Source organism: Microbacterium paraoxydans, from assembly GCF_019056515.1.
GTDB lineage: Bacteria > Actinomycetota > Actinomycetes > Actinomycetales > Microbacteriaceae > Microbacterium.
This window is the reverse complement of sequence record NZ_CP064873.1, coordinates 1,087,246-1,108,684: the sequence shown is the minus strand read 5'-3', so window position 1 is coordinate 1,108,684 and position 21,439 is coordinate 1,087,246. Positions and strand designations below refer to the sequence as shown.

Sequence of the window (21,439 nt, the reverse complement as noted above, 5' to 3'; positions counted from 1 at the left end):
GCGACGTGGCGGGCACCAGGGTCACGAATTCAGATGGTGAACTCGGCGTCCGGCCCGTCGGTGTCGAGCGCATCGGCCCCGAGCTGCACCGACAGCCGACGGGCGGCGCGTTGCAGGTTCGAGACGAGCCGCCGGTTGACCACCGCCTGGTCGGCCGGGAGGGAGACGGCCAGCGATGCCGTCACGCCCGGGGCGATGACCGGGACCGCGACACAGGTCGCGCCGATCGCGTACTCCTCGCGATCGATCGCCCACCCCGGGGTCTGCTCGAGCTGGGTGAGGAGCGCTGTCCGGTCGCTGATCGTCCGCGGCGTGAGCTCCTCGAGCCGATGACGGGCGAGGTAGTCCAGCCGGTCCTCTTCCGAGAGGGCGGCGAGGATCTGCTTCCCGAGGGCGGTCGCGTGCGCGCTGGCGTGCAGCCCGACCCACAGCTCGATCCGAGGGTTCCGCACGGCGTCCACGATGTCGACGAGGTGGATCTCCCCATCCGCGTACCGCGACAGGTAGGCCGTGGCGCCGACGTCCTCGGTCACCGCACGCAAGGCGGCGCGCACGCGGGCGAGGAACACGCCTCGGGAGCCGATCTGCTGCTGGAAGGACGGGAACCGGTTCCCCAGCACGAGGCCGTCGGGCTCCGCACTCAGGTACCCCTCGTGCACGAGCGTGCGCACGAGGTTGTAGGTGGTACCCGGCGTCAAGCCCGTGATCGACGAGAGCATCTTCGCCGGCAGCGGGCGCGGCGAGTTCGCGACGATGTCGACCAGGCGGAGTGCGCGTTGCACGGACCCGATGAGGGTCGGCTCCGCCTCCGCGGCGTTCACCGCTACGCACCCCCTCCTGCGGAGGCGCGTCCGCCGAGGGCGCGCGCGTCGCGCTGGCCCGTGGCGTCCTGACGGAGCTCCTTCGGCAGGGAGAACATGAGGTCCTCCTCCGCCGTCTTGACCTCTTCCACGTCGCGATACCCGGCATCGCCGATCGCGTCGAGCACCTCGCGCACGAGCACCTCGGGGACCGACGCGCCACTGGTGACGCCGACCGTCTCCACGCCGTCGAGCCACTCCTGGCGGATCTCCTCGGCGTAGTCCACGCGGTAGGCGGCCTTGGCTCCGTACTCCAGCGCGACCTCGACGAGTCGCACGCTGTTGGAGGAGTTGGCGGACCCCACGACGATCACCAGATCAGCACCCTGGGCGACCTTCTTGATGGCGACCTGCCGGTTCTGCGTGGCGTAGCAGATGTCGTCGGACGGCGGGTTGTGCAGCTCGGGGAACCGGGTGCGGAGCCGGTTCACCGTCTCCATGGTCTCGTCCACGGAGAGCGTCGTCTGCGACAGCCACACCACCTTCGAGGGGTCCTTCACCTGCACGGTGTCGGCCTCCTCCGGGGAGTTCACGACGGTGACGTGATCCGGTGCCTCTCCGGCCGTGCCCTCGACCTCCTCGTGCCCGTCGTGGCCGATGAGCAGGATCTCGAAGTCGTCCCGCGCGAAGCGCACGGCCTCGCGGTGGACCTTGGTGACGAGCGGGCAGGTGGCGTCGATCGCGTGCAGGCCACGGTCGGACGCGGCGTTGACGACAGCCGGGGAGACGCCGTGCGCGCTGAAGACGACGTGCGCGCCCTCGGGCACCTCGTCGACCTCCTCGACGAAGATGGCCCCCTTGGCCTCGAGCTCCGTCACGACGTGGATGTTGTGCACGATCTGCTTGCGGACGTAGACCGGGGCGCCATAGCGCTCGAGCGCCTTCTCCACAGCGACCACGGCGCGGTCCACGCCTGCACAGTAACCGCGGGGGGCGGCGAGCAGGACGCGCTTGTGTCCGGGCACCGGGTTATCCTGAAGCCGCCCGGCCGCGGCGCGCACTCGTGGGATGCGAGGAGCGGGAAGATGAACGGCAGTCGAAGTCACCCCTCGATTCTACCGTCGTGCGGCTGGGCGGGGCCGGTGAGCGCGCAGGCAGGAACGGGAGCAGATGACAGTCTTCGAAGCGACGACGGGACCGGGCGAGACCCCGCCGGCGGATGTCGTCGCCCCGCGCGACTCCACGGCCCAGGCACCGACGTCGGTCGCCCGACTGAACGCCACCATCCGCGACTTCGTGGCGCGATGGAACACGGTGTGGGTCGAGGGCGAGATCACGTCCTGGAACGTGCGCGCCGGAAACGTCTTCGCCCGCCTCAAGGACACCCGGTCCGACGCGCAGATCTCCATCCGCGTCTGGTCGAGCGTGCGCGGCCGCATCCCCGCCGACCTGGGCGTGGGCGATCACGTGGTCGCCGCCGTGAAGGCCGACTACTTCGTCCGCTCCGGGGACTTCAGCTTCGCGGTCTCGGCCATGAAGCACGTCGGGCTCGGCGACCAGCTCGAGCGCCTGGAGCGGCTGCGGGTGCAGCTCCGCCAGGAGGGCCTCTTCGATCCCGCACGCAAGAAGCGCCTGCCGTTCCTCCCCCATGTCATCGGACTCATCACCGGCGAGCGCTCCGACGCCGAGAAGGACGTGCACCGCAACGCCGAGCTGCGCTGGCCGCAGGTGCGGTTCAAGACCGCGTACGCCGCGGTGCAGGGCGATCGCTGCGTGCCGGACACGCTGGCGGCTCTCGCCCGTCTGGACGCCGACCCCGAGGTCGACGTCATCATCATCGCTCGCGGCGGCGGCGACCCGCAGACCCTCCTCGGCTTCAGCGACGAACGCCTCGTCCGAGCCGTGGCCGCCGCCTCCACACCGGTGGTCAGCGCCATCGGCCATGAGAACGACCACCCCCTCCTCGACGACGTCGCCGATCTCCGCGCCTCGACGCCGACCGATGCCGCCAAGCGCGTCGTCCCCGACGTCGGGGAGCAACGCGCACTCATCGCGCAGCTGCGGTCCCGGGCCACCACCCGCCTCACGCAGCGCCTCACGCACGACATCGCCCAGCTCGAGCAGCTGCGGTCCCGGCCGGTGCTGCGCTCGCCCGATCCGATCATCGACAGCCGTGCGCAGGAGACCTTCCTGCTTCTCGCTCGCGGTCGCGACGCGGTCACCCGGCAGCTCGACGACGCCGGCCGGCGGACCGGTGAACTGCGCGCCTCGCTGCGCGCCCTCTCCCCCGCCGCCACTCTGGCCCGCGGTTACGCGATCGCGCATCTGGAGGGCGGCGTCATCCTCCGCGATGCGGCCGATGCGCCTGCGGGCAGCGCGCTCACCCTCACGGTGGACCGAGGGTCGCTCGCGGTGCGCTCGGAGGGCGAGATCGCGGAAGGCGCCTGAGCGGGCGGCGTCCGGGGCACGACGTAGGATGGAGGAGTGAGCGCCGTGAACGACACCTCTGTGGACACGCTGTCGTTCGAGGCGGCCCGTGACGAGCTCGTCCGGGTCGTCGCCGAGCTCGAACAGGGGGCGCCCACCCTCGAGCACTCACTCGCGCTCTGGGAGCGCGGCGAGGCCCTGGCCGCCCGCTGCGAGGAGTGGCTGCTCGGCGCGAAGCGTCGCCTCGAAGCCGCGCGCACCGCCACCACCGACGAGAGCGACGCGTCATGAGCAAGGGCCCCGCGATCAACGCCGACCTCGGTCGACCGGAGACGCCCGACGAGACCGCCGCACGCAAGGCCGCGTCGAGCAAGGCCTACCGGTCGAGCCAGACCGTCCGCAACCTCGTCGCCGCGCTCGTGGTGACCCTCGCGGTCGTCGTCGTCATCATCGCGCTCGTCCCCCGGGGCGAGCCGGTCGCGGCGAAGCCGATCGACGTCGCCGCCATCGCCGCGGACGTCGAGTCGTCCATGGGCAGCCCGGCGATCGTCCCCGAGACGGACGACTTCTGGCGGGTGAACGCCGCTGAGCTCCAGAGCGGAGCCCCCGTCGTCTGGGAGGTCACCCTCGCCCCCGCGGCCCAGGACGAGCGCGGGTTCATCAAGCTCGCCCAGGCCTTCGACGCCGACGCCTCGTGGGCCCCGCAGCGCCTGAACGGCGTCGCCCCGACCGACACCATCCGCATCGGCGGCCGGGAGTGGGACGTCTATCGGCCCGGGTCCGCCGGCGCGGAGGCGAACGTCACCTATGCCCTCGGCACCCAGGCCGGCGACGACTACGTGCTTCTCTACGGCTCCCGCTCGGCCGACTCCACCGCCGAGCTCGCGGAGTCGCTCATCCCCCAGATCCGCACCGTCTCGGAGGCCCGATGACCCACCCGCTGACCCCCGCCGCCGCCTGGAAGCAGATGCAGGACGGCAACCGTCGCTTCGTCCGCGACGAGCCCCAGCACCCGAACCAGAACGTCGACCGCCGCAAGGACCTCACCGCGGCCCAGCACCCCGTCGCGACGCTGTTCGGCTGCTCGGACTCCCGCCTGGCCGCCGAGATCATCTTCGACCTCGGCCTCGGCGACCTCTTCGTCGTGCGCAACGCCGGGCAGGTGATCGGCGAGTCGATCGTGGCGAGCCTGGAGTACGCGGTCGCCGTCCTCGAGGTGCCGCTCATCGTGGTCCTCGCACACGACTCCTGCGGTGCGGTGCGCGCCGCCATCGACGGCACCGCCATCGATGCCGACCCGCTCCCCCCGCACATCTGGAAGCTCATCGCGCCGATCGTCCCTGCCGCGCGCAAGGTCCTCGCGGAGAGCGGCGGCGGCACGGTGGCCGACATCGATGCGGAGCTCGTCGGACGCGAGCACCTGCGCAACACCGTCAACGACCTGCTGCAGTCGTCCGAGATCATCAGCAACGCCGTCGCCGAAGGCCGTCTCGGCATCGTCGGCGCCAACTATCGTCTGGCCGAGGGTGAGGCAGCGCCTGTCATCACGGTCGGCATCGAAGCCGAGGGGATCGACCCCGCAACCAAGGAGGGTTCGGAATGACCGACACCGAGTACCGCATCGAACACGACACCATGGGTGAGGTGCGAGTGCCCGTGAACGCGCTCTACGGGGCGCAGACGCAGCGCGCCGTGGAGAACTTCCCGATCTCCGGCAAGGGCCTGGAGTCGACGCAGATCGCCGCACTCGCGCGCATCAAGAAGGCGGCCGCGCTGGCGAACAAGGAGCTCGGCACGCTCGACGGCGCCATCGCCGACGCGATCGCCCAGGCCGCCGACCAGGTCGCCGCGGGCAGCCACGACGGCGAGTTCCCGGTCGACACGTACCAGACCGGCTCCGGCACCTCGTCGAACATGAACATGAACGAGGTCCTGGCGACGCTCGCGAGCCGCATCCTCGGCTCGACCGTGCACCCCAACGACCACGTGAACGCCTCGCAGTCGTCGAACGACGTGTTCCCCACCTCGGTGCACATCGCGGTCACCCAGGCACTCATCGACACCCTGATCCCGGCGCTCGACCACCTCGCCGTCGCGCTCGAGGCCAAGGCGGAGCTCTGGAAGGACGCGGTCAAGTCCGGCCGCACGCACCTCATGGACGCGACGCCCGTCACGCTCGGCCAGGAGTTCGGCGGCTACGCCCGCCAGATCCGCCTGGGCATCGAGCGCGTGCAGTCGGCGCTCCCCCGCGTGGCCGAGGTGCCTCTGGGCGGCACGGCCGTCGGCACGGGCATCAACACGCCGCTCGGCTTCCCGCAGAAGGTCATCGAGCTGCTCGCGGCCGAGACCGAGCTGCCGATCACCGAGGCGAAGGACCACTTCGAGGCGCAGGCGAACCGCGACGGTCTCGTCGAGGCCTCCGGTGCGCTCCGCACCATCGCCGTGTCGCTCACGAAGATCAACAACGACCTGCGCTGGATGGGTTCCGGCCCGAACACCGGTCTCGGCGAGCTGCACATCCCCGACCTGCAGCCGGGATCCTCGATCATGCCGGGCAAGGTGAACCCCGTCGTTCCCGAGGCCGTGCTCATGGTGTGCGCGCGCGTCATCGGCAACGACGCCACGGTCGCCTGGGCCGGCGCCTCCGGTTCGTTCGAGCTGAACGTCGCCATCCCGGTCATGGGCACCGCGCTGCTCGAGTCGATCCGTCTGCTGTCGAACGCCTCCCGGGTGCTCGCCGACAAGACCATCGACGGCCTGCAGCCGAACCTCGACCGCGCCGCCGCCTTCGCGGGCATGAGCCCGTCGATCGTGACGCCGCTGAACAAGCTGATCGGCTACGAGGCCGCCGCGAAGATCGCCAAGCACTCCGTCGCCAAGGGCATCACGGTGCGCGACGCCGTGATCGACCTCGGCTACGTCGAGCGCGGTGAGCTCACGCTGGAGCAGCTGGACGAGAAGCTCGACCTCCTGTCGATGACCCACCCGGGCTGATCCACACCTGACACGGATGCCGCGAGGACCTCGATCCTGGCGGCATCCGTCGTCTCCGGCCGCGTCCCGTCTCCGATCCCGTTCTCCGTCCGTCTCCGTCCGTCTCCGTCCGTCTCGGTTCCCGTCTCCGTCCGTCTCGGTTCCCGTCTCCGTCCGTCTCAGTTCCTGCCCCGGATGCACGACCACGTTCCGTATGCACGACGGCATCCCCGGATCAGGACTACCCGCGGCTCCGGATCGTGCAGGTGACTTTTCCTCCACGGCTCCCCGGACACCCCGACTCGTCCCCATGACGCCCTTCGGGCCCCGCCGAGACACCGGAGGACGCAGAATCGGCGAATGCTCGATCCCGTCTCGACCCTTCACCGTCTCGGAGGCATCGCCCGCGGCCGCGACCTCGGGGCCTTCGGAATCTCCCGCTCCGCCTTGTCCCGCGCGGTGCGCGCCGGCCGGATCCATCGGGTCCGGCCGGGAATCTTCGCCAGTCACGACCTCGACGCGACGGTGCTGACGGCGGCTGCCCACGGAGGGGCCATCAGCTGCGGCACCGCGCTCCGTGCCCACGGAGTCTGGGTGCTGTCGGAGAGCGATGCGCCGCACGTCTGGCTCGGTCGCAACGGCCGCGCGCACCCGCACATCGAGTGCCGGTGCATCCCGCATCATTTCGAGGGACGCACCCGGTTCGGCATCGTGTCTGTCGAGGATGCGCTTCGGCATCTGCACGTGTGCGAGGGTGACGAGGCCTTCTTCGTGTCCTTCGAGTCAGCCTGGCGGCAGGGACTGATCGGGCGGGCCGCACGGGCCCGGATCCGCGCCGCGCTGCCTCGGTCCGCGCGTTGGCTCGTGGACTTCGCCCGTTCCGACGCGGACAGCGGCCTGGAATCCCTCCTGCGCCTCCGTCTCCACATCCTCGGCGTACAGCTCACGACGCAGGTCACGATCTCCGGTGTCGGCCGCGTCGACTTCGTTGTCGACGGTCGACTCATCATCGAGGTCGACGGCCGCGAGCACCACGGTGCCCCGGCGATGCGCCACCGCGACCTCGCCCGCGACGCCGCCGCCTCGCGACTCGGGTACGAGACGCTGCGCTTCGACTACGCCCAGGTCGTGCACGACTGGCCGACGGTCCAGGCCGCGATCGAGGGTGCCCTGCGTCGAGCGCACGACCGCCTCTGACCACGGCTCCGCCCGCACGACCCCGTTCCACCCGCACGACCCCTCGGGCCGCAGCGGCCGGCCGACGGTGCAGGATCGTGCAGGTGTCGCTACCGACGTCCGAGGGCCGCGGCACGGATGCACGGATGCACGAGCTGGATACGCCTGCACGGCGGGACACCCCTGATCGACCCACCGTTGTCGTCGGATCGTGCATCCGGGAGATCGTGCATCCGACGGGGCCGTGTATCCACCGGCTCGTGGGACGTGACGTCTGGATCTCCGGATGCACGAGCCCGACACGGATGCACGATCCGAGAGGCCAGTGGGGCCCACAGCCGGGACGAGGCCGTGCGGGCGGGACGGGATCGTGCGGGCGGGCCCGGGTCATGCAGAGCCCGCCCGACGGCTCGGGTCAGCTGAGTTCGCCGCCCTCCAGGAGGTCGGTGACGAGGGCGGCGATGGCGGAGCGCTCCGAGCGGGTCAGGGTGACGTGGCCGAAGAGACCGTGTCCCTTGAGGGTCTCGATGACGCTCGCGATACCGTCGTGCCGGCCGACGCGGAGGTTGTCGCGCTGCCCGACGTCGTGGGTGAGGATCACGCGCGAGTTCTGGCCCATGCGGCTGAGCACCGTGAGCAGCACGTTCCGCTCCAGGGACTGCGCCTCGTCCACGATCACGAACGCGTCGTGCAGGGACCGTCCCCGGATGTGGGTGAGGGGCATCACCTCCAGGAGCCCGCGCTCGACCACCTCGTCGATGACGTTCCCCGAGACCACGGAGCCGAGGGTGTCGTACACCGCCTGACCCCAGGGGTTCATCTTCTCGCCCTGGTCGCCCGGCAGGTACCCGAGCTCCTGGCCGCCCACGGCGAACAGCGGGCGGAAGACGATGATCTTCTTCTGCTGCTGGCGCTCCAGCACGGCCTCCAGCCCCGCGCACAGTGCGAGCGCCGACTTGCCGGTACCCGCGCGCCCGCCCAGGGACACGATGCCCACCTCGGGGTCGAGGAGCAGGTCGATCGCGATGCGCTGCTCGGCGGAGCGCCCGTGCATGCCGAAGATGTCCCGGTCACCGCGGACGAGCCGGAACTCGCCGTCACCGGTGACCCGACCCAGGGCGGACCCGCGCTCGGAGTGGATGATGAGGCCCGTGTTGACGGGAAGCCCGTGCACGTCCTCGCTGAGCCCGACCTCGCTCTCGTAGAGGTCGCTGATGTCGTCGCCGGAGAGATCGAGGGCGGCGATGCCGGTCCAGCCCGAGTCCACGGCCTGCTCCGCGAGGTACTCCTCGGCACGCAGCCCGAGGGACGCGGCCTTCACCCGCATCGGCAGGTCCTTCGAGACGATGGTCACGTCCTGGCCGTCCTGCGCGAGGTGCATCGCGACGGAGAGGATGCGGCTGTCGTTGTCGCTGAGGCGGATGCCGGCCGGGAGGACCGAGAGGTCGGCGTTGCCCAGCTCGACGCGGAGCGTGCCCCCCTCGCCGACCTCCACCGGGAAGTCGAGGCGGCCGTGCTCGACGCGGAGATCGTCGAGGTGCCGCAGCGCCTGGCGGGCGAAGTACCCGATCTCCGGGTCGTGCCGCTTGCCCTCGAGCTCGGTGATGACGACGACCGGGAGCACCACGGAATGCTCCGCGAACCGGAAGAGCGCCTGCGGATCGCTCAGCAGGACCGAGGTGTCGAGGACGTAGGTGCGCAGATCCTGAGCGGGTTCTGCGGCCGCGGCCTGACTCGGCGTCTGACGGGTGGACTGCTGCGCGGTGCTGGTGGACAGCTGCGCTGTACGTGTGGTCACGACCCACTCCCGACCCGGGGATTCCCGGCTATTCGAACGAGTCGACCAGGGGGTCACGAGTCGCGAACCTGAGGCCGACCCGACCGGGCGCCTTGCCCGATGCCTTGAAGGTACGGCCGCCCGAGGGTCTTTCCCGGCCTCGACACGCCAGCGATTCGTTACGGGACGATGAACGATTCCCTGCCGAAGGCCCCGAGCGCTTCGTCGAGCAGGCCGAGGGTCTCGGCGTCGGTTCCGGCGTGCGGCGCGATGCGGATGGATCCGCCCCGAGCGGTGACGACGAGACCGGCGTTGGCGAGAGCCGCGGCGAGCCGCGCCGGTTCCTCCGGTGCGAGTGCGACGATCCCGGCGCGTTCGGTGCGCTCGCGTGGGGAGACGACGGCGATCCCGTGGTGGTCGGCCGTGGCGATGACCGCGTCCACCTGCGCGGACAGCCGCTCCTCGATCGCCGCGACCCCGGCGTCCCTGACGTCCCGAGCGCCGATCGCGAGCCGGCCGGCGGCGAGCGTGTCCGGCATGCTGATCGTGTAGGCCCGCGCGTCCGGTGCCGGGGCCGGGCGCTCGTCGACGACCAGCCCGGTCGCCGCCGTCCCCGTGATGCCGGAGAGCACGGGCACGATCCGTTCACGCGCCCGCGGCGAGAACCAGGCGAACCCGGTGCCCCGGCCCGCGCGCAGCCACTTGTAGCCGTGCCCGACGACGACGTCCGCGACGCTGTAGTCGGCGTCGATCACGCCGAAGGACTGCACGGCGTCGACGATGAGGAGGCGGTCCGGGCCGAGGACGTCCCGCAGCGCGGCGAGGTCGACCCGGTACCCGGTGCGGAAGTCGACGTGGCTGACGGCCAGGGCCACGACATCGTCGTCGAGGACGGCGGCGATGTCGTCGGGGGTGACGCGTCCGTCGTCGGGCGAGATCCAGCGGGGCGTGACCGCGTGCTGTGACGCGGCCGCCGCGCGCTCCAGGGTGAGGCTCACGCTCGGGAACTCCGCCGTGCTCGCGACGACCGCGCCGGAGACCCCGTAGAGCGCGTGCATGAGGCCGTGCGTCGACGACGGCTGCAGCGTGACCTCCGCGGCCTCGGCCCCGAGGAGCTCGGCGACGACCTCCTGCGCCTGTCCGATCCGCTCCCCCACGAGCGCCAGCGACGACGGCCGGCCGTTCCCGAGGAGGTCCGCGTCGGCGAAGACCTCGGCACGGACGGAGGGCGACACGGGGCCGAATGCTGCCCAGTTCAGATAGCCGGGCTCCGCGTCGAACGCGCTCAGGTAGTCGTCGAAAGCGCTCACTGCGTCATTGTGCCACGCCCCGCGGCTCCCGGATCAGCGACCGAAGCGGCGGTCGCGGTCGGCGTAGTCGCGGATCGCGCGGAGGAAGTCGACCTGTCGCAGATCGGGCCCGAGCGCCTCGACGAAGTAGAACTCGCTGTGCGCGCTCTGCCACAGCAGGAAGTCGCTCAGCCGCTGCTCGCCGCTCGTGCGGATCACGAGGTCCGGATCGGGCTGGCCGCCCGTGTAGAGGTGCTCCCCGATCATCTCCGGAGTGAGCTGCGCCGCGAGGTCCTCCAGCGTCCCGCCCGACGCCTCGTGTGTGGTGATGATGCTGCGCACCGCGTCGACGATCTCGTTCCGGCCGCCGTACCCGACCGCGAGGTTCACGTGCAGGCCGGTGTGGTCCTTCGTGCGCTCCTCCGCATCGGCGAGCACGCGCGCCAGCTCCGCGGGGAGGATGTCGGAGCGGCCGACGTGCTTGACCCGCCAGTTGCCCTTCTGGGACAGCGCCTCGGCGAGCTCCGCGATGATCTCGATGAGGTCGGCGAGCTCGGCCGAGTCCCGTTTGCGGAGGTTGTCGCTGGAGAGGAGGTAGAGCGAGACCACACGCACACCGAGTTCGTCGCACCAGCCGAGGAACTCCTGCATCTTGGCGGCGCCTGCACGGTGCCCTTCGGCCGGGGTATCGAATCCGAGCTGGCGCGCCCACCGGCGGTTGCCGTCGATCATCATGGCGACGTGGTGCGGAACCGAGGCCGGATCGAGGTGGCGACGCAGCCGGCTAGTGTACAGCCGGTACAGCGGTCCCCGTCCCGGGCTCTCGCGTGACATCACCCACCTACGCTACCCTGCCCCGCCCGTCCGCGCCGGTGCAGAACCTGGGGACATGTACGGAGACGGGCATGCGCTCCCGCCTAGAGTGAGCACGTGAGCACTTCCGACCAGACCGGCGCCGACCTCCCGAAGCTGCCGCTGCTCGAAGCGGCCGCCGCCGACGCGGCGACCGAGATCAAACCGACCTGGCGCGGGTGGATCCACGCCGGCACGTTCCCCGTCGCGATCGCCGCAGGCATCGTCCTCGTCACCCTGTCCCAAGGAGCGGCGGCCAAGTGGGCGGCGGTGGTCTTCATGGCCACCTCGCTGCTGCTGTTCGGGAACTCCGCCCTGTACCACCGTTTCCACTGGCGGCCCCGGGTGAAGGGCATCCTCAAGCGGATCGACCACGCCAACATCCTGCTGCTCATCGCCGGCACGTACACCCCGCTCGCGACCCTGGCGCTGCCGCCGGCCAAGGGCGTCCTGCTGCTGACCCTGGTCTGGGGCGGGGCCCTGCTCGGCATCCTCTTCCGCGTGTTCTGGATCCATGCGCCGCGCTGGCTCTACGTCGCGCTGTATCTGCTGCTCGGCTGGGCCGCGGTGATGTACATCGTCGACCTGCTCCAGGCCAACGTCGCCATGATGGTGCTCGTGATCGTCGGCGGTCTGCTCTACACGGGCGGCGCCATCGTCTACGCGCTGAAGAGGCCGAACCCGTGGCCTGGCCACTTCGGCTTCCACGAGATCTTCCACGTGTGCACGGTCCTGGCCTTCCTCTGCCACTGGACCGCATGCCTGCTGATCGCCCTGCACCCGCTCTCGCCGTCGCTCGGCGCGCCCTGAGCGGCGGTCAGCGCTCGCGCGGCTCCTCGTCGGGCGCGGCCGGTGCGTCCGGTGCGGTGCGACCCTGGTCCTGGGCGTCTTCGGCGGCGCGGGCGGCCTCCTCCGCGTCGAGCTCCTCGCGCACCTCTTCGCGGTACCGCACCCGGCGGATCCGGCGGTTCATGTCCCAGATCAGCAGGATCACGGCGACGAGCACGATGACGATCACCGCGAAGCCCGCGAAGCCCGGCGTGACCGACTCCGGGGCCACCGTCATCGACGGTGTCGGCATCGGGGTCTCGGAGAGGAAGCGCATGAATCGGCCTTTCGTACGCAGGTCGCATAACCTGGTATCACCAGCCTAACGACCGGAAGACCCCACCTGTGACGACCGCCCTCCAGCTCGACGAACGCTATGGCCGCACCCGCCGCCGCCGGTGGCCGTGGTTCCTCGCCGGGGCCGTCGCGCTCCTCCTCCTCGCGGCCCTCGCGTGGTCCATCGTCGGCCAGTCGCTGAGCTCGGTCGACGCCGATGATCTGGGCTTCGAGCTCGTGGACGAGCACGCCGTCGACGTGCGCTTCCAGGTGACCGGCGTCCAGGGCAAGGACGTCGTGTGCGTGCTCGAGGCCCTCGACGAGGAGTTCGGCGTCGTGGGCTGGAAGATCGTGGAGATCCCGGCGGGAGACGCCCATGCGCTCACCCGTGCGGAGCGCATCCCGACCGTCGCGGAGGCCACGACAGGTTTGGTGAACACCTGCTGGGTCGCCTAGACTGATGCCAGACAGACGACGCCCCGGCACCGTGCCGGGGCGTCTTGGCATATCCCCCGCGGCATCTCGGCGGGATCCCGATAGAAGGAGCTTCGTCATGTCCACCGATGCTCAGGTCCCCTTCCTCACGCAGGAAGCCTACGACCGGCTCGTCGCCGAGCTGGAACACCTCTCCACCGTCGGTCGCGACGAGATCGCCAAGCGCATCGAGGCGGCCCGCGAGGAGGGCGACCTCAAGGAGAACGGCGGCTACCACGCGGCGAAGGACGAGCAGGGCAAGCAGGAGGCGCGCATCCGCACCCTGGAGGCGCTGCTGAAGACCGCCAAGGTCGGCGAGGCCCCTGCCAGCCGGGGCATCGTCGAGCCGGGCACCGTCGTGACCGCGATCGTCGCGGGCGGCGAGGAGGTCTTCCTCCTCGGCAGCCGCGAGATCGCCGCCGCCGGCAGCGACCTCGACGTCTACAGCGAGGCCAGCCCGCTGGGCCAGGCGATCCTCGGCCTCAAGGTCGGCGAGTCCTCGTCGTACGAGGCGCCGAACGGCCGCTCGATCAGCGTCGAGATCGTGAAGGTGGAGACCTACACGGGCTGACGCCCCCTCACGAGACGCCCCCTCGACCGCCACGGTCGAGGGGGTGTCTCGCGTCCGGGGGTCAGTCCTGGACGACGATGGGTGCGAAGCCCGCGCGACGGAGGGTGTCGAGCGTGTGGGCCGAGTGGTCCGCGCCGCGGGTCTCGACGCTGAGCTCGAGGATGACCTCGCTGATCTGCAGTCCGTGGCCGTGACGCGTGTGCATCGCCTCGATGACGTTCGCTCCCGCCTCCGCGATGAGCTCGGACACGCGGGCCAGCTGGCCGGGACGGTCCGGCAGCGGGATGCGGATCGTCAGGTACCGCCCCGAGGCGGCGAGGCCGTGGGACACCACGCGCTGCAGCAGGAGCGGGTCGATGTTGCCGCCCGACAGCACGGCCATCGTCGTGCCGGTCGCCGACACACGTCCGGAGAGGATCGCGGCGACGCCCGCGGCTCCGGCGGGCTCCACGACGACCTTGGCCTGCTCCAGGAGGACGAGCATGGCGCGCGCGAGGTCGTCGTCCGAGACGGTCACCACCTCGTCGACGAGGTCCTTGATGATCTCGAACGGCACAGCTCCCGGGCGCGCGACGAGGATGCCGTCGGCGATGGTCGGGCGCGTGACGATGTCGACCGGCTCCCCGGCCGCGAGCGACGGCGGCACCGCGGCCGCGTTCTCCGCCTGCACGCCGATCACGCGGATCGTCCGTCCGAGCTCGGCGGCCTTGGCCTTGACCGCGGCGGCGACGCCGGCGATCAGCCCTCCTCCGCCGATGCCGAGGACGACGGTGTCGATCTCGGGCGCATCCTCCAGCAGCTCCAGACCGAGGGTGCCCTGCCCGATCACGATGTCCCGGTGGTCGAACGGGTGGATGAGGACGGCGCCGGTGCGTTCCGCGAACTCGGCGGCCAGGCGCAGCGACGTGGCGACGGTCTCCCCCTCGAGCACCACCTCGGCCCCGTAGCCGCGGGTGGCGAGGAGCTTCGGCACGGGGACCCCGAGCGGCATGAAGATCGTCGCGGGGATGCCGAGCGCCTGGGCGGCCAGAGCGACGCCCTGCGCGTGGTTCCCGGCCGAGGCCGCCACGACGCCACGGGAGCGCTCCTCCGCGCTGAGGCGGGAGAGCCGGTACGCCGCGCCGCGGATCTTGAAGGACCCCGTGCGCTGCAGGTTCTCCATCTTCAGCAGCACGGGGGCACCGAGCGCGTCGGACAGCGCCCGGGAGGGCAGCGTCGGGGTGTGCGAGATCACCTCAGCCAGACTTCGAGCCGCGTCCTGGAACTCGGTCAGGCTGGGGACTGCGCTCATCGATTCCTCCGTCTCCGCTCACGCGGAACTGTGCTCCAGATCAGATCTCCACTCGGCCCGACGCCGGTGCGCCAGGATCCCGAGCTGATGGTCACCGCCGCCACGTTCACGAACGCGGCCAGCGGGACGGCGAACAGGGCACCCGGGATGCCCGCGATCATCGCGCCGCCCGCGACCACGAGGACGACGGCGAGGGGGTGCACCTTGACGGCGGAGCCCATCATGATCGGCTGCAGGATGTGGCCCTCGATCTGCTGGACGGCGAGGACGACGACGAGCATCCAGAGGGCGATCCACGGCCCGTTGTAGACGAGCGCGAGGAAGACGGCCACGGCACCGGTCACCACCGCACCGACGATGGGGATGAACGAGCCGAGGAACACGAGAACGGCGACGGGCAGCGCGAGCGGGACCTGGAGCAGGAAGGCGCCGAGGCCGATGCCGATCGCGTCGATCGTCGCCACGAAGAGCTGCGTCCTGGCGTAGTTGACGATCGTCGTCCAGCCGTTGCGCGCGGCGCCGTCGACGGCGGGGCGGGCCTTCCGGGGGAAGATGCGCAGCGTCCAGCGCCAGATGCCGGCGCCGTCGGCGAGGAGGCAGATGAGGATGAACAGCGACAGCAGCGCGCCGGTGGCGACGTGCCCGACGGTCGTGCCGATCGCGAGGGCACCCGTCCAGAGGACCTGCGCCTGCTCGCTGATGAAGTCGAGGCCCTGCTGCAGGTAGTTCGCGATCTGCGTGTCCGACAGGTTCAGCGGACCGTCGTGCAGCCACACCTGGAACTGGTCGAAGGCCTCGGTCGTGCGCTGCTGCACGTCCGGGAGCTGGGCGCGCACCTGCCAGACCACGAGCCACATCAGCCCGGTGACGATGGCGATCGTGCCGATGAGGGAGACAGCGATCGCGAGCCAGCGCGGGAATCCGTGACGCAGCATCCAGGAGAACGCCGGCCACAGCAGGGCGGTGATGAGGATGCCCACCATCAGCGGGATGACGAGGAGCTTGAGCAGCATCACCAGCCAGATGAAGACGCCGGCCGCCGCTGCGATGAGCAGCAGGCGCCAGGCGTAGCTCGCCGTGATGCGCAGGGGCAGCGGCACCGCCTCGTCGGCTTCGGTGGTCACGGTCCGATCGGTCACCACGGGGCGCGGACGGAACAGATCGCGCAGCCGGGGTCGCTGGTCCTCGCTCATCGCCTCAGTCTACGGTCATGCCGTATGCCGTTCGACGCATCCTGCACGCCAGGACGATGTCGGAGAGCGGGGATACGCTGGCGGCGTGACCGACACCCTCAGTCCTGCCCAGGCACGACGGATCGCCCTCGCCGCTCAGGGCTTCACCCGCGCACGCCCGGCCACCGTCTCCGGTCGCCATCTGCACCGGGTGATGGACCGGCTCGGCGTGCTGCAGATCGACTCGGTCAACGTGTTCGCCCGGTCACACTACGTCCCGCTGTTCTCCCGGCTCGGCGCCTACGATCCCGCACTCCTCGACCGCCTCTTCCTGTCGCGCACGACGCACTATGTGGAGTACCTCGCCCACGAGGCGACCTTCATCCCCGTCGAGGACTGGCCCCTGTGGCGGTTCCGCATGGACGACTTCCGGCGGCGCTGGTCCGCGGAGGACTCCTGGCTCCGTACGAACGCCCGGACGGTGCAGTGGGTGCAGGACGAGCTCCGTGCGCGCGGACCGCTCCGCCCGGTCGCCCTCCGTGCCGACGCCCCGCGCGAGCGCGGCACCTGGTGGGACTGGGACGAGGTCAAGCTCGCCCTCGAGCATCTGTGGCGCACGGGCGACGTCGCTGTGAGCGGGCGCCGGGGTTTCGAGCGCACCTACGCCCTCGCCGAGCAGGTCATCCCCGAGCGCATCCGGTCCCGCGAGATCCCGCGCGAGGACGCCGTCCGCGAGCTCGTCCGACGCGCCGCTCGGTCCAGCGGCGTCGGGACGGCGGCCGACCTGGCCGACTATTACCGCCTCCGCGACCGTGCCGCGGTGACCGGGGCGATCGCCGACCTCGTCGACGCCGGGGAAGTGCAGCCCGTGACCGTCCGCGGCTGGGAGCGGGGTGGCCGGCCCCTCCCCGCCTGGCGGCATCGCGACGCAGTTCTTCCGCGCCGGGTCGAGACCGCCGCCCTGCTGACTCCGTTCGATCCGGTGGTGTGGTTCCGGGAACGCGCGCTGCGGGCTTTCGAGCTCGACTACCGCATCGAGATCTACGTGCCGGCGGCGAAGCGCCGCTACGGCTACTACTCGCTGCCCGTGCTCGTCGGCGACCGGATCGTGGCGCGGGTCGACCTCAAGGCCGACCGCGGCACGTCCACGCTGCAGGTGCAGTCGGCGTGGTGGGAGCCGCAGGCGCGTCCCGGCGACGCCGAGGCGATCGCGGCGGAGCTCCTCCGCGCCGCGCGGTGGCAGGGTCTCGAACAGGTGTCGGTCTCCGGATGGGGCGATGCGACCGCTGCCGTCCACACCGCGCTCGCCTCCACCGCCCCGGACACGGTGCGTCGTCACGTCCACGTCCGGGAGGCCGTCGCGTGAGCCGTCGTCGCTGGTGGCTCCTGGGCGGTGTCGTCGTGGCCGTGGCCCTGACCGGCGCGGTGTGGTGGGGGCTGTCCGCGCTCCGCTCGCCGACCGCGGAGGACGCAGCGCTGGCCTATCTCCGGGCGCTGGAGTCGGGCGATCCCGAGGCGGTCGCGGCGACGGGGACCGCGGTGTCCGACGCCGCCCTCACCGCGTTCGCCGGAGCCTCGTCGACCATCGCGGACGCCGAGGTCACCGATGTGCGTGAGGGAGACGGTGACGCGTCCGCGACGGTGCGCTTCCGACTCGACGGGGACGAGCACCAGGCGCGCGTCCGGCTGACGCCGGAGAGCGGCCGCTGGACCGTCGACGCCTCCGGACTCGGTGCCCTCCGCGCCACGACGACGATCGGGACAACGGTCCAGGTCGGCGATGCGGTCCTCCCGGTGACCGAAGACACCGCTCTGCTCCCTGGCGTGTACCCGGTCGCGGCCGCGCCGCGGGCGCTGCTGGCCGGCACGACCGAGGCCGTCGTCCTCCCCGGCGACGACGCCACCGCACGCGTGACCGCGGAACTCCGCCCGGAGGCGACGGAGGCCGCGCAGACGCAGCTCGACGGCTACCTGGAGACCTGCACCGCCGACGGCCACGCGATTCCCGACAACTGCGGCATCCGGATCCCGTGGGGCACGGAGTTCCGGGACGTCTCCCACGTGGCGTTCCGCGTCGAGCGGTTCCCCGCGGTGACGCTCTCCGCCGGCGGGTTCACCGCGGACGACGGCATCCTCGAGGCGACCGTGACCGGCACCGGCCAGGACGGCGCTGCGCGCACCGTCACCTACCGCAGCACCGCGTGGAGCGTTCGCGGTGCTGTGGATATCACCGCAGACGAACTCGCCCTCACCGTGTGGTGAGGGCGAGAATCAGAACTGCACGCGCGGCGGCTCGGAGATGGCGCCGCTGTCGGCGACCTCGAAGAACTCGCGCTCGGTGAAGCCGAGTCCCTTGGCGAAGAGGTTGTTGGGGAACACCTTGATCTTGGTGTTGAGCTCGCGGACGCCGCCGTTGTAGAAGCGCCGCGCGGCCTGGATCTTGTCCTCGGTGTCGACGAGGGCCTGCTGCAGCTGAAGGAAGTTCTGGCTGGCCTGCAGCTGCGGGTAGGCCTCGGCCACCGCGAAGAGGCTGCGCAGGGCCTGCTGCAGGTGCCCCTCGGCGATCCCCGCCTCGCCGGGGCTGCCGGCGGAGAGGGTCTCGGCGCGGGCGCGGGTGACGTTCTCGAACACCGCCTTCTCGTGCGAGGCGTAGCCCTTGACCGTCTCGATGAGATTCGGGATGAGGTCGGCTCGGCGCTTGAGCTGGACGGTGATGCCGCTCCAGGCTTCGTCTACGCGGACGTTCAGCTGCACCAGCGAGTTGTACGTCGCCCAGAGATAGACGCCGACGAGCAGGATCACCCCGACGACGATCAGTACCGGCACGAGCCATTCCATCAGTGCCCCACCCTTTCCCGTATTTCTCTCATCCTAGACGCGGTGCCTGCACGTGGACTGGGGATGCGACGGACCAGCGCCGCCGATCAGCGTCCCAGCACCCGCTCCAGATAGCGGTTCGTGAAGCGGCGATCCGGATCGAGGCGGTCGCGCAGCGCCACGAAGTCATCGAAGCGGGGGTAGCTCCCCCGCAGCGTCTCCCGGGTCATGGTGTGCAGCTTGCCCCAGTGCGGGCGGCCGCCATGGGCCCGCATGATCTCCTCGACCGCACCGAAGTACGCCGTCGGGTCCGCGCGCCAGTACCGGTGCACCGCGATGTAGGCGCTGGGGCGGCCGTACGCGGTGGAGAGCCAGCGATCGTCGGCGGCAGCGAAGCGGACCTCCACGGGGAACTCGATCCGCCAGCCGCGCTCGGCGATGAGCTCCTGGAGGGCGCGGAATGCCGGCACCACCTCGGCCGCCGGCAGCGCGTACTCCATCTCGCGGAAGCGCACGGTCCGGCTCTGGGTGAGCACGCGATTCGAGAGGTCGGTGTACTCACGGTCACCGGTGAGCCGCACCGCGAGCCGGTTGAACGGCGGCGTGATCGCCGGCACCGCCTGTCCCGCCGCGCAGACGACGCGATAGACGCCGTTCGCGAGCAGGGTCTCATCCACCCACCGGCCCACGACCGGGAGCGGCCTCCGTCGCGTCGATTCCGGCAGACGCGACTGCCGCTTGGTGAGTGCGACGTCGGTATGCGGGAACCAGTAGAACTCGAAATGGTCGGCGGCGGCGACGCGTTCGTCGATCGTGCCGAGCACCTCGTCCAGCGGCAGCGGCTCGTCGACCGCATGCATCACGAACGTGGGCACGCACTGCAGGGTGACCTCGACGATGATGCCGAGCGCGCCCAGCCCCAGAGCGACCGCGGGTAGGAGCTCCGGACTGTGCGCCTCGTCGATGCGGAGGAACTCCCCGTCGGCGGTGATGAGGGTCACCCCGACGACCTGGGTGGCGAGTCCGCCGAAACCGGCGCCGGTGCCGTGCGTGCCCGTGGAGATCGCGCCGGCGATGGACTGGCGGTCGATGTCGCCGAGGTTCTCCATCGCGAGGCCGTAGCGGGCGAGCAGCCCGGGGATGCGGTGCAGCCGGGTACCGGCGAGGAGCGTGACCCGTCCGCTCGCGACGTCCGCGGACACGAGTCCCTGCAGGTCGTCCAGTTCCAGGAGCACACCGGGGGCGATGGCGATCCCGGTGAAGCTGTGACCGGCGCCGACGGCTTTGACCGTGAGCCCCTGTCGCACCGCTGCCCGCACGGCACGCTGCACGCCCTCGGGGCTGCGCGGGCGCTCGACCCGCACGGGGCGCACGGACGCCGACCGGCCCCAGTTCTGCCAGGTGCCGCCGATTCTCGTCACAGGAACGCCTTCCCCTCGCCGCGGTACGTCGGCAGCTCGTCCACGACCTCGTCGCCGGACACGAGCTGGTACGCGGCGATGCGCTCGGCCGGCTCGCCGCTCTTGGCGTGACGGAACCAGACACGATCGCCGACGCCGAGCGTCGCCGCTGTCGGCCCCTGCAGCGGCGTCTGCACCTCGCCGGCAGCCTCTCGCGGAAGCGTGCGCAGGTTCGCCGGCCACACCGGGCGCGGCTGTCGCGAGGCCAGCGCCGGACCCGAGGCGATCCAGCCGCCGCCCAGCACCGTGGCGATGTCGGCAGCGGGACGGCGCACGACGTCGAAGGCGAAGGCCGCGGCCGGCGCCGGATGGAAGGACCGGTACCCGTCGAACAGGTGTCCGCCGAGCAGGCCGCTGCCCGCGCTGGCCTCGGTGAGCGACTCGTCGCTGCCGCTGAACTCCAGGGATCCGGTGCCCCCGCCGTTGAGGAACTCGAGCGGCGTCACGGCGCCGACCGCGGCGACGATCGCCGCCCTTCGCTCCCGCAGCTCCTCGCGCGAGCGGGCCTGGACGCGACGGATCAGCGGTCCATCGGGACCGGCATCGCCCTGTCCTGCGATCTGGGCGTCGTACATCTGCAGCCCCACGAGGCGGAAGCCGGGGCGTGCGACGACCGTCCGCGCGAACGCGGCGACCTCCCCGGCGGAGAAGAGGGCCGATCGGCGGACGCCGATGTGACCGAGCAGCGCGGATCGCCAGGACGCGTCGACGTCGATGGCCACGCGAAGCTCGGGGCGCGCGGAAGGGGCCACCACGCTGTCGACGAGGTCCAGGTGCACGGGGTCGTCGATCATGAGGGTGATGCGCTGCACCGCCTGCTCGTCGGCGCACAGCCGTTCTATGCCCGCCCGGTCCACGGTCGGGTAGCCGAGGACGATGTCGTCGTGCGTCGCCGCGAGCCAGAGCGCCTCCTCCAGCGTGAACGCGAGGATCCCGCGGAAACCCGGGAGCCGCAGCACGGCATCCAGGACCGCACGCACCCGCACCGACTTCGACGCCACGCGGATCGGCAGTCCGCCGGCACGGACGAGCAGGTCCATGGCGTTGTAGCGCAGCGCTTCGCGATCGATGACCGCCACGGGCGCCGGAAGGTGCCCGGTCGCGGCCGACAGGCGCGGCCAGTAGCGGCCCGGGTCCTCCCATTCGGGGGCGACCGCGGGGCCACCCGGGACGGGGCTCAGTTCGTCGGTGAGGTCGAGCACTCCCCCACCCTACGGCCTGAGCCCCGCCGGGTCACGACCCCGCCGACGATAGGC

Annotated in this window: 22 protein-coding genes; 11 read left to right on the top strand and 11 right to left on the bottom strand. The window is 71.2% G+C overall.

Going from position 1 to position 21,439, the window contains the following annotated elements; translation table 11 throughout:
- Positions 1-29: 29 nt before the first annotated feature.
- The gene (locus IZR02_RS05215) at positions 30-821 is read right to left on the bottom strand and encodes an IclR family transcriptional regulator (protein WP_025103952.1); all 792 of its coding nucleotides are present in this window, start codon (positions 819-821) and stop codon (positions 30-32) included.
- Positions 822-823: 2 nt separating this feature from the next.
- Positions 824-1,870, bottom strand: coding sequence for a 4-hydroxy-3-methylbut-2-enyl diphosphate reductase (locus IZR02_RS05210; RefSeq protein ID WP_164498174.1), 1,047 nt, complete (start codon positions 1,868-1,870; stop codon positions 824-826).
- A 100-nt stretch (positions 1,871-1,970) separates the two neighbouring features.
- Between IZR02_RS05210 and xseA the strand changes: the two genes are divergently transcribed.
- From xseA to IZR02_RS05180, 6 genes are all read left to right on the top strand, one after another.
- Positions 1,971-3,248 carry an exodeoxyribonuclease VII large subunit gene (gene xseA, locus IZR02_RS05205; RefSeq protein WP_217316575.1) on the top strand — a complete coding sequence of 426 codons (1,278 nt, stop codon included), beginning with the start codon at positions 1,971-1,973 and terminating at the stop codon, positions 3,246-3,248.
- A 36-nt stretch (positions 3,249-3,284) separates the two neighbouring features.
- Positions 3,285-3,518 carry an exodeoxyribonuclease VII small subunit gene (locus tag IZR02_RS05200; protein ID WP_025103949.1) on the top strand — a complete coding sequence of 78 codons (234 nt, stop codon included), beginning with the start codon at positions 3,285-3,287 and terminating at the stop codon, positions 3,516-3,518.
- The gene (locus IZR02_RS05195; RefSeq protein ID WP_025103948.1) at positions 3,515-4,159 is read left to right on the top strand and encodes a DUF4245 family protein; all 645 of its coding nucleotides are present in this window, start codon (positions 3,515-3,517) and stop codon (positions 4,157-4,159) included. Before IZR02_RS05200 ends, IZR02_RS05195 begins: the two co-directional genes overlap by 4 nt.
- On the top strand, positions 4,156-4,830 hold the full coding sequence (locus IZR02_RS05190; protein ID WP_025103947.1) for a carbonic anhydrase: 675 nt from the start codon (positions 4,156-4,158) through the stop codon (positions 4,828-4,830). Before IZR02_RS05195 ends, IZR02_RS05190 begins: the two co-directional genes overlap by 4 nt.
- Positions 4,827-6,221, top strand: a complete 1,395-nt coding sequence (locus IZR02_RS05185) for a class II fumarate hydratase (protein WP_025103946.1) — start codon at positions 4,827-4,829, stop codon at positions 6,219-6,221. The genes IZR02_RS05190 and IZR02_RS05185 overlap by 4 nt, the downstream gene beginning before the upstream one ends.
- Positions 6,222-6,560: 339 nt before the next feature.
- Complete coding sequence (locus IZR02_RS05180; RefSeq protein ID WP_025103945.1) at positions 6,561-7,397, top strand: type IV toxin-antitoxin system AbiEi family antitoxin domain-containing protein; 837 nt, start codon at positions 6,561-6,563, stop codon at positions 7,395-7,397.
- Between the two features lie 394 nt (positions 7,398-7,791).
- Here IZR02_RS05180 and IZR02_RS05175 read toward each other — a convergent pair whose 3' ends face one another.
- From IZR02_RS05175 to IZR02_RS05165, 3 genes are all read right to left on the bottom strand, one after another.
- Positions 7,792-9,174 (bottom strand): PhoH family protein, encoded by a 1,383-nt coding sequence (locus IZR02_RS05175; RefSeq protein WP_217316574.1) that lies wholly within the window; start codon positions 9,172-9,174, stop codon positions 7,792-7,794.
- A 158-nt stretch (positions 9,175-9,332) separates the two neighbouring features.
- Positions 9,333-10,463 (bottom strand): aminotransferase class V-fold PLP-dependent enzyme, encoded by a 1,131-nt coding sequence (locus IZR02_RS05170; protein ID WP_217316573.1) that lies wholly within the window; start codon positions 10,461-10,463, stop codon positions 9,333-9,335.
- Between the two features lie 33 nt (positions 10,464-10,496).
- Positions 10,497-11,276: an isoprenyl transferase gene (locus IZR02_RS05165; protein WP_025103942.1), complete on the bottom strand. Its 780-nt coding sequence runs from the start codon at positions 11,274-11,276 to the stop codon at positions 10,497-10,499.
- Between the two features lie 96 nt (positions 11,277-11,372).
- On the opposite strand from IZR02_RS05165, the gene trhA reads away from it, so the two are divergent.
- Positions 11,373-12,104 (top strand): PAQR family membrane homeostasis protein TrhA, encoded by a 732-nt coding sequence (gene trhA / locus IZR02_RS05160; RefSeq protein ID WP_025103941.1) that lies wholly within the window; start codon positions 11,373-11,375, stop codon positions 12,102-12,104.
- 7 nt (positions 12,105-12,111) lie between these two features.
- On the opposite strand, the gene IZR02_RS05155 is transcribed toward trhA, so the two are convergent.
- Positions 12,112-12,399, bottom strand: a complete 288-nt coding sequence (locus IZR02_RS05155; protein ID WP_025103940.1) for a hypothetical protein — start codon at positions 12,397-12,399, stop codon at positions 12,112-12,114.
- 68 nt (positions 12,400-12,467) lie between these two features.
- On the opposite strand from IZR02_RS05155, the gene IZR02_RS05150 reads away from it, so the two are divergent.
- Positions 12,468-12,854 (top strand): DUF4307 domain-containing protein, encoded by a 387-nt coding sequence (locus IZR02_RS05150; protein WP_025103939.1) that lies wholly within the window; start codon positions 12,468-12,470, stop codon positions 12,852-12,854.
- Between the two features lie 97 nt (positions 12,855-12,951).
- Positions 12,952-13,443: a transcription elongation factor GreA gene (gene greA, locus IZR02_RS05145; protein ID WP_025103938.1), complete on the top strand. Its 492-nt coding sequence runs from the start codon at positions 12,952-12,954 to the stop codon at positions 13,441-13,443.
- A 61-nt stretch (positions 13,444-13,504) separates the two neighbouring features.
- On the opposite strand, the gene ilvA is transcribed toward greA, so the two are convergent.
- Both ilvA and IZR02_RS05135 read right to left on the bottom strand, forming a co-directional pair.
- Positions 13,505-14,734: a threonine ammonia-lyase gene (gene ilvA, locus IZR02_RS05140; protein WP_025103937.1), complete on the bottom strand. Its 1,230-nt coding sequence runs from the start codon at positions 14,732-14,734 to the stop codon at positions 13,505-13,507.
- Positions 14,731-15,927 carry an AI-2E family transporter gene (locus tag IZR02_RS05135; protein ID WP_025103936.1) on the bottom strand — a complete coding sequence of 399 codons (1,197 nt, stop codon included), beginning with the start codon at positions 15,925-15,927 and terminating at the stop codon, positions 14,731-14,733. The genes ilvA and IZR02_RS05135 overlap by 4 nt, the downstream gene beginning before the upstream one ends.
- A gap of 85 nt (positions 15,928-16,012) precedes the next feature.
- Here IZR02_RS05135 and IZR02_RS05130 point away from each other — a divergent pair, with 85 nt between their 5' ends.
- Together IZR02_RS05130 and IZR02_RS05125 are read left to right on the top strand one after the other, a co-directional pair.
- Entirely contained in the window at positions 16,013-17,272 is a 1,260-nt protein-coding gene (locus tag IZR02_RS05130) for a winged helix-turn-helix domain-containing protein (RefSeq protein WP_025103935.1), read from the top strand.
- Positions 17,269-18,168 (top strand): hypothetical protein, encoded by a 900-nt coding sequence (locus IZR02_RS05125; protein WP_025103934.1) that lies wholly within the window; start codon positions 17,269-17,271, stop codon positions 18,166-18,168. Before IZR02_RS05130 ends, IZR02_RS05125 begins: the two co-directional genes overlap by 4 nt.
- Before the next feature lie 9 nt (positions 18,169-18,177).
- Here the strand turns inward: IZR02_RS05125 and IZR02_RS05120 are convergent, their stop codons facing one another.
- The 3 genes from IZR02_RS05120 to IZR02_RS05110 all read right to left on the bottom strand — a co-directional run bounded on the left by IZR02_RS05120 (position 18,178) and on the right by IZR02_RS05110 (position 21,385).
- Positions 18,178-18,744, bottom strand: a complete 567-nt coding sequence (locus IZR02_RS05120; RefSeq protein WP_025103933.1) for a LemA family protein — start codon at positions 18,742-18,744, stop codon at positions 18,178-18,180.
- A gap of 86 nt (positions 18,745-18,830) precedes the next feature.
- Positions 18,831-20,144 (bottom strand): D-arabinono-1,4-lactone oxidase, encoded by a 1,314-nt coding sequence (locus IZR02_RS05115; protein ID WP_025103932.1) that lies wholly within the window; start codon positions 20,142-20,144, stop codon positions 18,831-18,833.
- Positions 20,141-21,385 carry an alanine racemase gene (locus IZR02_RS05110; RefSeq protein ID WP_025103931.1) on the bottom strand — a complete coding sequence of 415 codons (1,245 nt, stop codon included), beginning with the start codon at positions 21,383-21,385 and terminating at the stop codon, positions 20,141-20,143. Before IZR02_RS05110 ends, IZR02_RS05115 begins: the two co-directional genes overlap by 4 nt.
- Between the last annotated feature and the right edge of the window lie 54 nt (positions 21,386-21,439).